This window comes from Paenibacillus lignilyticus, assembly GCF_017942085.1.
GTDB classification, from domain to species: Bacteria; Bacillota; Bacilli; order Paenibacillales; family Paenibacillaceae; genus Paenibacillus_Z; species Paenibacillus_Z lignilyticus.
On the sequence record NZ_JAGKSP010000003.1, the window covers coordinates 403,708 to 417,309 of the forward strand.

Genomic DNA, 13,602 nt, shown 5'->3' on the forward strand with positions numbered 1-13,602 from the left:
TTATTGGAATGTAAAAGGGAAGAAGCGCTCATTGCCGAGCGTTTCTTCCCTTTTGTCGTTTGGCAAGCAGCATGCTTAATCCGGGTACCTTAATGTAGTAACGCGGCTTGGTAACGCCGATTAATTGCGAGCTGTATATACCGGTATGTCCGGAGAACATATAACTGACGAAGCAAGCCAGCAGCATATAACCGGCTCCGGAAATGCCGAACAACTCTAAACCAAGAACGGCACATGCCAGCGGTGCATTGGCAGCGCCGCTGAATACCGCAATTAACCCGAGCCCGGCCAGAAATGCGACGCTTAAATGAAGCAGCGGAGCGAGCGCATTGCCAAGCGCGGCTCCAATGACAAACAGCGGCGTAACTTCTCCACCCAAGTAACCGGTTCCTAATGTAACGACTGTAAACACCGTTTTCCATAGGAATGCTGCGCCTGGCACCTGCTCTTGAAACGATTGTATTAGAAGCGGCAAGCTTAACCCCAGATAGTGGCGTGTGCCCACAGCGAATGTTAACCCAATGATGACGAAACCTCCGACGAAAGCTCTTAGCCAGCCGAGCGGAATCAGCTTTGAAGAGATTCGTTTCACGAAGTGAATCGCACCTGTGAAGATCAGGCTCATCCATCCGAACAAGATGGATGCAATCAGCACCTTCAGCAGAACAACCCAGCTAAACGAAGGAATATCGCTGCCCATACTGTAATCGATATGGTGAATCCCCCAAGCCAGCGTCGTGTAATTCGCAACAATTGCTGCTATGAGGCATGGCAAGATCGCATGATACGCAATCTTCCTTCCCATAATGACAACTTCAAGCGCAAAGACCGCCCCCGCCCAGGGTGTCCCAAATACAGCGCCGAAACCCGCGCTTATTCCGCACAACAGAAAGATTCTTCTGCCTGCTATGTTCACTTTAGCGATCCTTCCGAACCAGTCGGCAAGACTGCCGCCCATTTGAACGGCCGTCCCTTCTCGGCCGGCTGAACCGCCGAATAAATGAGTGACCCACGTTCCGATCAGGATGAGTGGAGCCATTCGAATCGGCACTCGCTCATAGCGATCTGGCTGGTCATCGCTCCTGCGAATTTGTTCGATAAGGAGATTGTTTCCCTTTGCGGTATTCGCCCCATATTTCGCAAATAAGAAGCTCATCCCCCCGCCGGCGACTGGCAGGAGCAGCAGCAGCCAATAAAAGGAATTCTGAAGATAAGTTGCATATTCGAGTCCTGCCAGGAATAATGCAGCAGCCGAACCCACCGCAATTCCGATTACCGCGCTATACATCATCCATCTGATACTCTTTCGAAACTTCGTCATCTTCATCGTCGCCCTTGCAAACCTATTTACTCCTTATCATAGCCGCATCACAGCCATACAGGCAACAAACTTCTGCGGCTAGGGTATAAAAGGCATGCCAAAACGACCATCCTAAATGAGAACGGAGGTGAGTTCAGATGGCGAAAGATGTACTTTGCGAAGTCAACTCCTGCAAGCATTGGGCTGCAGGCAACCATTGCAATGCTTCTTCCATTTATGTGGTGAGTAACCGCGGGAAACAAGCAAACAATTCCGAAGAGACAGATTGCAAAACCTTCGAAGCGAAAATCTAGGCGGAAGCACGCTTTGCTTCCATGAAACGACAACGAGCCGCCTCGACCAGAAGGCGGCTCGTCCTGTCCTTCTATACCGTAGTATAGCCAACAGTGATAATAATTATCATTGAGAATGCAATTTGCAAAAATTTTTAATTAAGCTTGCCACTTCTTCACGTTCTCGCGGAAACGTTTGTAGATCCAGTCGTTAACTTCCCACAGATCTGCAACCGGTTGGTTCGTGTGCGGAAGGGTGTGCATGTAGCCCGGAGGTCCGAATTCGGGAACAACGGTCGAAACCGCATGTCCTTGTGCCGCACGGCTTTGGATCATTTCTTTCCACCAGCCTTCGAACAATGACACCTCATAAGCATACTCCGGTGCCGATGGATCCGCTACTTGCGGTCCTTCCGCATAACCTACACGCGCATGAATATGAAGCGTACGCGAAATCGCGAGCTCGATATCCGCTCTGTTATCTTCCAGATGCGACTCGCATACGCAAGTCCAGTGGCTGAAATCCGCTGTGATTTTGAGCTCAGGAAGCGCCTCAAGCAAACGAGCCGTCGTCCATGGCGTGAACATGGCACGCTGACGGTGCGTTTCATGACCGACCGCCAAGCCTGTCGAACGTTCTACGGCCAGCGCTTGTTCGAAGAAGTTGACTTGCTGCTCGAACGTCATGTGATCACGTGCGCTATGGGAGTTTACGAAGAGCGGTTTAAACGATACCGCGCGCTCCACTTGCTCTGCGAAGCTAGCCGCATGGTCAGCGCCGCCTGTGAAGATTTGCGGAATAAAGTCAAATTTGAACTCTTCCAGCAGTTCCTTGAATTCATTCTCTTGATCGGCTTCAGGCATCGGTGTCTCAACGCCGTCAAAACCTGCTGCTTGAATCCGTGTAAACATGTCCCGATATGTGCCTTCCATTCCCCACAATGCTTTCAGAAACTTCGTTTGCATCTTAGTGTTCCTCCTCGGACCTATACCTTTTATTAAAATTGCCACACTTTACTATACACGTGCCCGTCCATGCTGACTACTCTAATTCTACGGTTTCTTTCTCATGGAGTCGAAGCTGCTGTGTGGCAAATTCCAAATAGAGCGGATGGGTTTCAAGCAGCTCATCATGCGTCCCGCTTCCGGTCAGTTTCCCTTTCTCGATAAACAGAATTTGATCGGCATCCACAACCGTTGACAGCCGGTGAGCAATGACCAGCGTCGTGCGCCCTGCCATTAAATTCTTGAGCGCTTCTTGAACGACAACCTCTGATTTACTGTCCAGACTTGATGTCGCCTCATCGAGCATCAGGATCTTCGGATCGCGCAGCAGCGCTCTGGCAATCGCAATACGCTGGCGCTGGCCGCCCGAAAGCTTGATTCCGCGTTCGCCGACTTCCGTATCATAACCATTTGGCAGCTCGCTGATGAATGTATGGGCATAGGCCATTTCCGCCGCATGAACGATCGCCGCGTCGCTGACTTCTTGATCCATGCCATAACATAAATTATCTCGAATCGTGCCGGCGATCAACGGACTTTCCTGCGATACATACCCGAACTGGCTTCTCCACGACCTCAAATTGTAGCTGTCGATGGATTCCTTGCCAAGCTTGATAGTCCCGCCTGTCGGCTCATAATACCGTTCCAACAATGAGAATAGGGTTGTTTTCCCGCCGCCGCTAGGTCCTACGATTGCCGTAACCGTACCCGGCTCTACACGGAAATTAAGCTCAGCCAGCACAGGTTCGCCGTTCGCATAATGGAAGCTGAGATCATTAACGGAGATAGCCTGATCCGCACGATCAACAGGTTTTCCGCCCTCGTGATCCTCTTCGGGAGCATCCAGTATCGCAATAATTCGTTCCGTAGCGCCGACTGTTTTCTTGAACTGGGTGAAGAATGAAGTAATCTGCGTCATCGGCATTACAATTTGAATCAGATAGAGAATAAATGCAACGAGCTCGCCGGCCGACAAGGCGCCTGAAGACACCCGCACGCCGCCGTAACCGATAATGACCACAAGCAGCATCATCATAACGAAAAACATCAGCGGTGCAATCATCGCTTGAATTCGCGCTTCTTTCAGACCGAAGCTGAACAAACTGCTAATTTTCGTGCTGCCGGCTGTATATTCACGTTTCTCGGCATTCATCGATTTCACGAGTCTAACTTCAGAGAGCACTTGCGTTAGTGTCGTTGTGAACGATGCGGTTTCTTCTTGCAGTCCTTTCGAAACGATATACATTTGACGGCCCAGCGGAACCAAGAACACGGCAGCGATCGGAATAACGCCGAGCATGACTGCGGTCATCTGCCAATCCATGTAGAACAATACGGCAACCGATCCGATTACCGAGATGATTCCGGTTAAAAAATTCGTTGAATTCTCGGAGATCAGCTGCTTCACGACTCCTGTGTCATTGGTCATTCGGCTGATCGTCTCACCGGTTCGGTGATTGTCATAAAACGGAATCGGCAGCTTCAGCAGCTTCTTCCACAGCTTGTCGCGCAGGTTGGCCACAATTCGTTGTCCAACCGCGTTCAACATATACATGGAGAACCCGCTGGCTAAAGCTTGCAGCACGAAGATGCCGCCGAACAACGTCATTTGCTGCCAGCTGAGATTGCTGATCGAGAAGCCGTCCACGAGATTTTTCGTAAACAACGGTATGATAAGCGAAATTAATGTCCCGATTAAACTCAGCGATATGGCGGTAATAAGCAGTCCTTTAGACGGTCTTGTTTGACCGATCAATCGGAGCAGCGGTTTCCAGCTGCCGCTTGGCTTTGCTTGGTCATTCATGGTGATCAGTTCCTTCCCTGCGTATCTATTCTGAAGTACGCGTTAAGTATATCAGCGGTTTTTGAACTGATTATGAACAGAACGGAAGGATATGCCGGAAAAGAAGCTGCTTGGCCGCCATCGCGCTGCTCTTGCCCTCAGGCTCCTTGCGAATAGCCGCTACTAGATCATAAGAAGGTACGATGAAAATATATTGTCCTCCATAACCTTTGGCGAAGCAGTAATCTACCACACCGTTATGTGCCTCCGTCGATATCCACCAATGGTAGCCGTATTCCCCGAAAATCGGGGGCTCGTAATGAGCCAAGCCTTTGTGGTGAATCGTGGTTGAAGTTTCAACCCAGCTTCTCGGAATAACCTGCTCTCCATTCCATAACCCGCCTTGCAAATAAAGCTGACCGAATTTCGCCATGTCTCCGGATGTCAGATGCAGCCCCGCTCCGCCTTCATAGATCCCGTCATGACTGTTCCATCTCGGCTTACGAAATCCCAGCTTCTGAAACAAATGCTCCTCTGCATAGGCATAGGTCGATTGTCCGGTAGCTTTGGTCAGAATCGCCGATAATAAATGAGAACCGCCGGAATTATAAGCAAAAGCTTCTCCCGGGGCATGCGCCATCGGCTGCGAGAGAACGAAGGTGATCCAGTCGTTTGTCCGCTTCATTTTCCAATACGGCTTATCGAAATCCGGCCATTCCAAACCGGACGTCATGGACAGCAGATGTTTGATTCGAATGGCATGTTTGCGCTCATCATCTGCTGCCGCCAAGGGAAAGAAGTCGGTAACCGGCTCCTCGATCCCTATCATGTGTCCTTGCTCGATAGCGATGCCGATTAAGGCAGAGAGAATGCTCTTCGTGCAGGAGTAGATCGCGCCAACGCGATCGATGTTCTTGTCATGCCATTCCCACAGCAGCTCACCGCCTCGGAGGATGACGACATCGTGTATTTTCCACGTTTCCAGATGACTGCGAAGTTCTTCCGTATAGAGTGCTTCCCCATGTGCCGGCGTAGGCGAAAGTAAATCCATATGTACATAATTCCTTTCTCACTGGCTGAATGAGATGCTGACATGTAAAATAAGAGTAGCTTGTCTGATTTTAACAAATGCGAATAAACCGGAGGTAATGAACGGGATGGCTCTTATTCAATGTGATTTCTATTCGGAAGTGCTTGGCTTGTCCATGTCGATGAACGTTATTTTACCACAGGCTGCTCCCTCGCAGATTGGGATGGCTTCTCATGCCGGACAGCAGAAGCATAAGACCTTGTTCCTGCTTCACGGCTTGTCGGATGATCATACGATCTGGCTTAGACGGACGTCAATCGAGCGTTATGTAGCTGAACTTGGCATCGCGGTTGTTATGCCGGCCGTGCATCGCAGCTTCTATACCGATATGGTTTTAGGCGGCAACTACTGGACGTTTATCAGCGAAGAGCTGCCAGCCATCGCACGCTCCTTCTTCCCGCTGTCGGACCGCAGAGAAGATAATTTCGTTGCAGGCTTATCCATGGGCGGTTATGGCGCATTTAAACTGGCGTTGAATAAACCGGAGTCGTTCGCGGCTGCGGCGAGCTTGTCAGGCGCGCTGCATTTGAGAGACCTTAGCGAGCGCTGGCCTTTTGAGTATAACCTGATTTTCGGATCCACTAATCAATTGAATGAGCTGCCGAACTGCTTATTCCTTGCCGCTGAGCAGCTGGCTGCATCCGGGAAACCGATTCCGAAGCTCTATCAATGCTGCGGTACCGAGGATTTCTTATATGAACATAATGCCCAGTTCCTTGAACACGCACTGAAGCTTCGGCTCCCCCTTACCTATGAGGAAGGGCCGGGCGAACATGAATGGGGCTATTGGGACAAGCAGATTCAACGCGTGCTTGCATGGCTGCCACTTAAGTAAAGACAATAAAGCCGCGGCGGAAATGAGCGTTGATGCTCCTTCCTACCGCGGCTTTATTTGATCAATCCAGCAGAATCGGCGAAATCGCAACTCCCGAAGGAAAACTGCCCGTTGGCAGAATCGCTATCGGCAGTTGACTGGCAACCTCAATGACCGCGACGTAGCCAAAGGTAAGTATCGTCACATATACCTTCAAGCCATCCGCTGTAATCGCGATATCGCTCGTATTGCTGCCTGCGGGCAGCTCGATCCGAGTTAAAATTTCATTACGCGACAGATTGATGACCACGATCTCGTCGCCACCTCGACTCGCAACATAAGCTAAAGCTCCATCCGGCGTAATAACCAGCTTCTGCGGATCATTTCCCGTATCCAGCTTTATTGTGGCCGTAATGACTTGCGAAGAAGTCCGAATGGCATAAACACGTTCGAATTGCACATCCGTTACATACGCGATTTCACCGTCCGGCGTAAAAGCGATCGCGGAAGGTTTGGCGCCTTGCGGGAGCCTGATCGTTGATATAATGGCATGTGTGATTGTATCAACAACGACAATACAACCTTTGTTGATTAAGCAGCAGTACGCCTTCTGTCCGTCCGGCGCGATGGCAACTGCTACGGGATCGCCGCCGGCAGGGAGCGGGATCAACTTGACGAGCGAACGCGTCTCCGTATCTATGACGACGATATAGTCTTCTACCATAGTCGTCACATAAGCTTTACCGCTGTTACGCGACACAGCAACCGCTAGCGGCACGGCACCCACAGGGAACGTAATTTCCCCCGCGATGGTGTGCGTGAGCGTGTTGATGATTTTTACCGTCTTGTCGCCTTGGCAGGTCACCAGAACTTCTCGCCCATTTGGGGTAAAATCCAGCTGCCGCGGACTGCTGCCAACCGGAAACGGAATCGTCGCAACTCTTGTGTTGGTCGCTGTCTGAATAACCGTTACCGTGTGACCCGTATGGTTTGCAACATACGCGTGCATCATTTCGTCCATCAGCGATGACATCACCTGCAAATTATGCTGGGCGATCATCTCTCCTTCGTCGTCGAGCTCCGCCATCGTAGCGAATACTTCACCGGCTGCCAGACCGTTTGCCGTAATGCTGACGCCAAATTGATCCAGTTCTTTGACCTCATGCCGGACCGTGAAGGTGCCGCTGGAATAACCGACCGGCTGCAGCTCAACGATAGCCAGCCTGCGCATAACAAGCTTCCCGTATCCCCCTCCTACTTGATCGTCGTTTACCAGATTGGAATCCATTGATGCTGCCGCTTCGGTTGCAATCGTATACACTTGAATGCCTGCCGAGGCTTGCTGTCTTCCGCGATTCATGACCGTAATTCTTAGGCTCGCCGTTCGTCTTCGTTCTCGATTAATCAGCAGTCCAGTGTCCAAGATCGGCAAAGGGGACGCCTCCTCTACTCTTCCATTCCTCTATCGTATGAGATGCTAGAGAAAATGGCGCGAGACATATCACTATGTCAGGCTGGTAGATTGCGCAGGCTCGGTTGCATCCGGCAAATTCACCCCAAATAAACCTCAATCGTGACATCCTCATCGAATCCGATTGCCTGGTACACGCTTTGTCCCATCTTGCTAGCGAGCAGCACGGCAATTCTTCCGCCGGCAGCTTGACCTTCGCGCGCGGCATGCGCAGTTAATGCACTTCCCAACCCTCTGCGCCGATAGCCTTCCAGAGTGGCTACATTGTAGATGCCGATTGTATCTCCATCGTGGATCGCGGTTGCCGCCGCAACCGGTTGACCATCCATGAAACCTATATAATGGCGGAACGCGGCGTTCACGCCAAACGCGGCATCTTCGCTGATTTGAACGAGGGCCTCACCGGCTTCGCCTTCAAACCCAAATACGGGCAGCACGATTTCTCGAAACCAAGCCATCTCTGCTCGCGTTCGGATCGGCTTGATGATTAACCCGTGAATCGCAGGCGAAATGTACGTCCATTCACGCAAGGAAACCGACATACCGGACAGGCTGTCTACCTTCTTAAGCCCGTTCTCTGCCAGTGCTTGCGCCAAGTTCGCATGGTCGGCATCATGTGACCAAGTCAGCCAAGTGAACGGAACCTTGCGTGCCTGATAACCATTTATCAATCTTCCGATGTCGTCCTCGGTATCTTTGTCGGACAACGGTTGATGGTAGGCGATCACGCTGTTATATAGCGGATGGGTGAGATCGGATTCATATCGCATTACTTCCGGCGTTTGCTCCAGCACGATGCGCGGACTTACAAGACTCAATTGTACTCGGGAGAATATAACATTTTGCTTGATCTTCTCGGGCATGTTGGTCATATCGCACAGCCTCTCTTGACTCGTTATTTATTAATGACATGACTGGGACGAATATATAAACGCTCGAATCCTGCCCTGTGGTAGTTTCCGTAAGACTTATTGGCGTCCTCTTCCCCTGCAGACGGTAGTCCGGTTTCCGCGGTAAATCCGATTACACCTGCTGATATCCCGTCTGTTAACCGCTGTTTTATTAATGCGTTCTGGGCTCCTCTGCCGCGATAGTCGGGCAATGTCGCATCTATGCCAAACCAAGCCCAGCCATCGTTTGCTCCAACTCCGCACTGCTAGCAGGCTCATCGATTCCTAATCCGAGAACTCGGTTGAATTCGCCAATCGGCGTCCCCTGATCGGCAATGGCTATGCTCGATCCCAAACGAGTAAATGAAACCTTGGCATGTTGGACATAATCTTGAGGGGCAGCTGCAAATTAGTCAAACCACGCCTCCCGTTCTACCTTTTCAATTGCCAGATGCACATAACTATCAAACACAGTGTTCATAGGGGTTCTTCCTCTCCGTTTTTGCCATATGATTTTGCTCGTCAAAAAAGCACCGTTCGCAGCCGAACGGTGCTCCATCAGGGGAATGAACTTATGACTTCAAACCTTTAAATCCCATGCCGTACACGCCCGGAATCGACGTTTCTTTGCCAAGGACAGCGGCTGCTTCGAGCGTCCAGTACGGATTACGCAGCATGCCTCTTCCAACAGCTACGAGATCGGCGTCTTCATTGCCGACGACTGCGTTAGCAAGCGACGGTTCGTCCAGTCGGCCAACGGCGATGACCGGCACATCCAAAGCATTCTTGATTGCTCTGGCCATCGGAACTTGGTAAGCAACATGCGTGCCGGGTCTGCCATGTGCGAGGATAGGACCTTCGCCGCCGGAGCTCACGTGGAACATGTCCACGCCGGCATCGCGGTAGGTTCTTGAGAATGCAATGCTTTCATCAAGGCCATAGCCGCCGTCGACGTATTCTCGGGCCGAAATGCGCATGATAAGAGGCATGTTCTCCGGCATCACGCTTTTGACGGCATGGATGACTTCACGGCCGAACAACGTCAAATCCTTGCCATATTCATCGGTACGTTTATTGGTATACGTGGATTGAAATTGATGAATCAGATAGCCGTGCGCACCATGAATCTCTATGGTATCTACGCCGGCTTTGATCGCGCGTTCTGCAGCCTCTCGGAATTTTCCGACCATTGCTTTCGTTTCTTCCGTCGTCAAGGCTCTTGGTGTTTTGGACTTCTCATCGTACGGAATCGCCGAAGGGGCGACAGGCACTTCGGCATGCTCGGCTTTGCGTCCGGCATGGGCAATTTGAATGCCTACCTTCGCGCCGTATTCATGACACGCATCAACAATACGCTTTAGCGGTGCTATATGGTCATCGGACCACAAGCCCAAATCGAAGTCCGTAATACGGCCGTCAGGCTCGATGTCGCTCATCTCGATGATCACCAATCCTGCTCCGCCGATCGCCCGGCTCACATAGTGCACGTAATGCCAGTCTGTGGGTATACCGTCGTTGTTTTTGACTGCATATTGGCACATCGGCGGCATGACGACTCGATTTTTCAGTTCCAAGCCTTTGATCGTAAAATCATTGAACAAATTGTACATGGATTCGCATGCTCCTTTATACCTTCGACTGCTTCGCGGCAGTGTATGGATTTAGTTAAAACGGCTGGCGCTCCATCATGGTAACATTGCCATATGGCAAAAGGTACTACGTTTCTGTTTGGAGGGCCCTAACTATTCGTTATGACGGACGCGATTCAATAAAACCTAACAACTGCCTGCAGACGGATTCTTCCCGTGTAATGACTGAGATTTGACGCGTCGCTCCAAAATCCGAAATCGGAATCGCTTTTATCGTATCCTTCTTCTGAATGATGAAAATTTCGGGCAATATGGCAATCCCCAGGTTAGCATGAACGAAACCGAGAATGCTTTGTCCCAATTCGATTTCCAGTGCGATATCGAGGTCTTTCCCTCTTTCGGAGAATTCTTTCTCGACTAACATTCTTACATCGCAGCCTTCGGGTAGCATCACGAACGTTTCATTTTTTATCTCATCAAACCGAACTTCATCTTTATTGCCGTATAGAGGGTGATTGACATGAACGAATAGGAAGAACTTCTCCGTAAATGCAGGCGTTGTGTAGAAGGGGTGTTTAACGCCTCTGTCATCAAAAAACGCGGCATCGAGATTGCCATTCTCCAAATTTGTCAGCATGTCAAAAAAACTATAAAAGACCCGTACTTTGATTTCCAACTTTGTCTCTGCTTGTAGATTACCCGCTATTCGACCGGGCAAATAAATGGTCGCGATACTTGGCCAAGAACCAAGGGTCAGCACGACTTTGCCCTCATCTTGACTCCGCGTAACCTCCCGTCGCAGCGCATTAACTTCATTCAGGATACGTTTGCTTCTCTCAAGCAAAATCTGACCTGCCGTCGTCAACGTCACGCCGACGGATGAACGCAGCAATAATTGGGCTCCTAATTCATCCTCTAAGTTGCGGATCTGCTTACTTAGAGCAGGCTGGCTGATATGCAAGGATTCACTTGCCTTCGTTAAGCTTTTCGTTTCCGCCGTCTGTTGGAAGGCCTCCAGCCATTCTATTCTCATCTTCATCCCTCATAACTTTTGGTTACTCCCGACCAAACATAGCGGTAGTACAATCCGCAGATGCGGAGTGTTACAGTATGGATACAGCAAAAACAACGACAAATAATACGTCGTTTCGTTCATTGTTTGAACCGTTAATTGTCCAGCGGAGTCACGCGGAAGTGATGCATTGTTCTTGGTTATAGTGCGCTTCGCTTCAACAAATTATTTCGAATCGAGAAGTGATATATAATGACAAAACGCGTGCTGTTGGTGGTTACAACCGCCGATAAAATGAACGACAATGAACCGAAAGGGCTATGGTTATCCGAGTTTGGAGAAGCCTATATCGCTTTTAATAATGAGGGCTATGAAGTTACAATCGCCAGTCCATTAGGCGGACAAGCGCCAATTGACCATAGAAGCTTGGAAGGCGCGTCTCAAGAAATGCTCGATACGGCCAACTATCTGACAGCAACACCTAACTGGACGATTAACATACAAGCGGATGCAAATCTCATTACAGGTCAGAATCCGCAATCCACAGAACAAGCAGCTAATGAAGAAAGACCGGCTAAATCGCCGGTCTTTTTTGCGTTAAGCTTGCACCTCTACAGCAATATGCGAGAACGATTTGAAATCGAATAAACCTTTGTCCGTCAGCTTCAAGTGCGGGATGACGGGAAGCGTCAGGAACGATAAGGTGAGCAGCGGATTAAAATCCCGCGAGGCGCCGATCTCTGCCATCGCGGCCATCAGCTTATTCAGTCCCTCGTTGACTTCCCAATATGGACGATCGGACATTAATCCGCCGATTGGCAGCGGCAGCGATGATAGAACCTCGCGGCCGTCCACGACCACTGCTCCGCCACCGATACGCGTTATTTCTTCGATTGCGAGCAGAATCTCGTTATCGGATGCTCCGACTACCACTAGGTTGTGGGAATCATGCGCAACCGTTGTCGCGATCGCCCCTCTTGTCAGACCGAACCCTTTTACGATGCCAACGCCAACATTTCCGGTCGCCTGATGTCGTTCAATGACAGCCAGCTTCATGAAGTCATTGGCTGCGAATGGCAAGAACATCCCCTCATCGTCAACGTCGACTTGTTCGATTCGTTGGTTCGTCACGAGCGAATTCGGAATGACCTCAATGACACGGCAGCGATTACTTTTTAAAGGGATTGCAAGGTGAACGGGTTCGACCGGCTTTACGTTAAGTCCAGGCAAATTGCAGCTCAGGCTGTCGATTGTCGTCCCTGATGGCGGAAAAGCTTCTTCCACGATTATCCCTGCTTCCGCAACGCAGCGTCCGCGCTTAAACACTTGATGAATCTTCACTTGTTCCAGATCGTCAAGAAGAACTACATCTGCTTGGTAACCTGCGGCGATCGCGCCATGCTGATGGAGTCGGAAGCACTCCGCCGCATTGATCGTCGCCATCTGTATCGCGGTGATCGGATCGAGTCCTTTAGCCATTGCGAGTCTTAAGATATGATCGATGCTGCCTTCGTTCAGCAGATCGTCGATCAGCTTATCGTCGGTAACGAATAAGCAGCGTCTTGCGTTTCTCGGCGTAACTACAGGCAGCAGCGCATCCAGATCCTTCGCGACCGTCCCTTCACGGATCATTAAATACATGCCCAGATCAAGCCGGTCCTGCGCTTCTTGCAAGCCGGTGCTCTCGTGATCGGTACGAATGCCTGCCGCCATATAGACATTCAATCCTTGCCGGCTAATTCCGGCAGCGTGTCCGTCCATGAGGACGCCGGCCTTGCGGGTCGCATCAAGTTTTTGCAGCATTCGTTCCTCCGTATGTTCAACGGACGGAAAATCCATGACTTCGGCCAATCCCAGAACATTGGAGTGGCTAAAGAATGGCTCCAGATGCTCAGCATCGAGCCGAGCGCCATTGCTTTCGAATGGGGTTGCCGGTACGCATGAAGGCAGCATGACGTAACTGTCGATCGGCAACCCCTCGGCAGCATCGAGCATATACTGAATGCCCTCGGTTCCAGCAACGTTCGCGATTTCATGCGGATCCGTAACGACCGTCGTGACTCCGTGCAATAGCGATACACGGGCAAATTGCGGAGGCGTGAGCAGCGAGCTCTCGATGTGAACATGACCGTCGATGAAGCCCGGCACGATATAACGGCCCTCTGCATCAACGATTTCTTTTCCCTCGTACATGCCGATACCGGCTATTATACCTCCAACGATAGCGATATCGCCTGCCATCAATTCCCCTGTAAAAACATTAACGATTCGTCCGTTGCGGATGACCACATCCGCTGGCTCCTGTTTAGCCGCAACTCGGATACGCGTACGCAAAACTGAACTTGGTTGCTCCAT

13 protein-coding genes are annotated in these 13,602 nt (G+C 50.6%); 3 read left to right on the forward strand and 10 right to left on the reverse strand.

The genetic code is table 11. The features are described from left to right. Positions 1-28: 28 nt before the first annotated feature. A complete protein-coding gene (locus I8J30_RS11410; protein ID WP_240548026.1) occupies positions 29-1,321 on the reverse strand; it encodes a chloride channel protein in 1,293 nt (430 codons plus the stop codon). 137 nt (positions 1,322-1,458) lie between these two features. Between I8J30_RS11410 and I8J30_RS11415 the strand changes: the two genes are divergently transcribed. Next, positions 1,459-1,614: a DUF1540 domain-containing protein gene (locus I8J30_RS11415; protein WP_090983801.1), complete on the forward strand. Its 156-nt coding sequence runs from the start codon at positions 1,459-1,461 to the stop codon at positions 1,612-1,614. A gap of 138 nt (positions 1,615-1,752) precedes the next feature. Here I8J30_RS11415 and I8J30_RS11420 read toward each other — a convergent pair whose 3' ends face one another. The 3 genes from I8J30_RS11420 to I8J30_RS11430 form a co-directional block, all read right to left on the reverse strand. Further along, positions 1,753-2,559 (reverse strand): sugar phosphate isomerase/epimerase family protein, encoded by an 807-nt coding sequence (locus I8J30_RS11420; RefSeq protein WP_210658296.1) that lies wholly within the window; start codon positions 2,557-2,559, stop codon positions 1,753-1,755. Between the two features lie 76 nt (positions 2,560-2,635). After that, positions 2,636-4,408, reverse strand: a complete 1,773-nt coding sequence (locus tag I8J30_RS11425; protein ID WP_338044858.1) for an ABC transporter ATP-binding protein — start codon at positions 4,406-4,408, stop codon at positions 2,636-2,638. A gap of 64 nt (positions 4,409-4,472) precedes the next feature. Continuing rightward, entirely contained in the window at positions 4,473-5,432 is a 960-nt protein-coding gene (locus I8J30_RS11430; RefSeq protein WP_210658299.1) for a serine hydrolase domain-containing protein, read from the reverse strand. A 106-nt stretch (positions 5,433-5,538) separates the two neighbouring features. Between I8J30_RS11430 and I8J30_RS11435 the strand changes: the two genes are divergently transcribed. Next, positions 5,539-6,306: an alpha/beta hydrolase gene (locus tag I8J30_RS11435; protein ID WP_210658301.1), complete on the forward strand. Its 768-nt coding sequence runs from the start codon at positions 5,539-5,541 to the stop codon at positions 6,304-6,306. A 61-nt stretch (positions 6,307-6,367) separates the two neighbouring features. Here I8J30_RS11435 and I8J30_RS11440 read toward each other — a convergent pair whose 3' ends face one another. The 5 genes from I8J30_RS11440 to I8J30_RS11455 form a co-directional block, all read right to left on the reverse strand. Continuing rightward, positions 6,368-7,717 carry a beta-propeller fold lactonase family protein gene (locus I8J30_RS11440; protein WP_210658303.1) on the reverse strand — a complete coding sequence of 450 codons (1,350 nt, stop codon included), beginning with the start codon at positions 7,715-7,717 and terminating at the stop codon, positions 6,368-6,370. A gap of 119 nt (positions 7,718-7,836) precedes the next feature. Next, a complete protein-coding gene (locus I8J30_RS11445; RefSeq protein ID WP_210658304.1) occupies positions 7,837-8,628 on the reverse strand; it encodes a GNAT family N-acetyltransferase in 792 nt (263 codons plus the stop codon). Between the two features lie 238 nt (positions 8,629-8,866). After that, positions 8,867-9,001 (reverse strand): hypothetical protein, encoded by a 135-nt coding sequence (locus tag I8J30_RS33635; RefSeq protein WP_276316121.1) that lies wholly within the window; start codon positions 8,999-9,001, stop codon positions 8,867-8,869. A 217-nt stretch (positions 9,002-9,218) separates the two neighbouring features. Further along, positions 9,219-10,256 carry an NADH:flavin oxidoreductase/NADH oxidase gene (locus I8J30_RS11450; protein ID WP_210658306.1) on the reverse strand — a complete coding sequence of 346 codons (1,038 nt, stop codon included), beginning with the start codon at positions 10,254-10,256 and terminating at the stop codon, positions 9,219-9,221. A gap of 139 nt (positions 10,257-10,395) precedes the next feature. Further along, positions 10,396-11,268 carry a LysR family transcriptional regulator gene (locus I8J30_RS11455; protein ID WP_210658309.1) on the reverse strand — a complete coding sequence of 291 codons (873 nt, stop codon included), beginning with the start codon at positions 11,266-11,268 and terminating at the stop codon, positions 10,396-10,398. Positions 11,269-11,499: 231 nt separating this feature from the next. Between I8J30_RS11455 and I8J30_RS11460 the strand changes: the two genes are divergently transcribed. Beyond that, positions 11,500-11,895, forward strand: coding sequence for a type 1 glutamine amidotransferase family protein (locus I8J30_RS11460; RefSeq protein ID WP_210658310.1), 396 nt, complete (start codon positions 11,500-11,502; stop codon positions 11,893-11,895). On the opposite strand, the gene ade is transcribed toward I8J30_RS11460, so the two are convergent. Beyond that, entirely contained in the window at positions 11,845-13,602 is a 1,758-nt protein-coding gene (gene ade / locus I8J30_RS11465; RefSeq protein ID WP_420831223.1) for an adenine deaminase, read from the reverse strand. The two genes, I8J30_RS11460 and ade, sit on opposite strands and share 51 nt — an antisense overlap.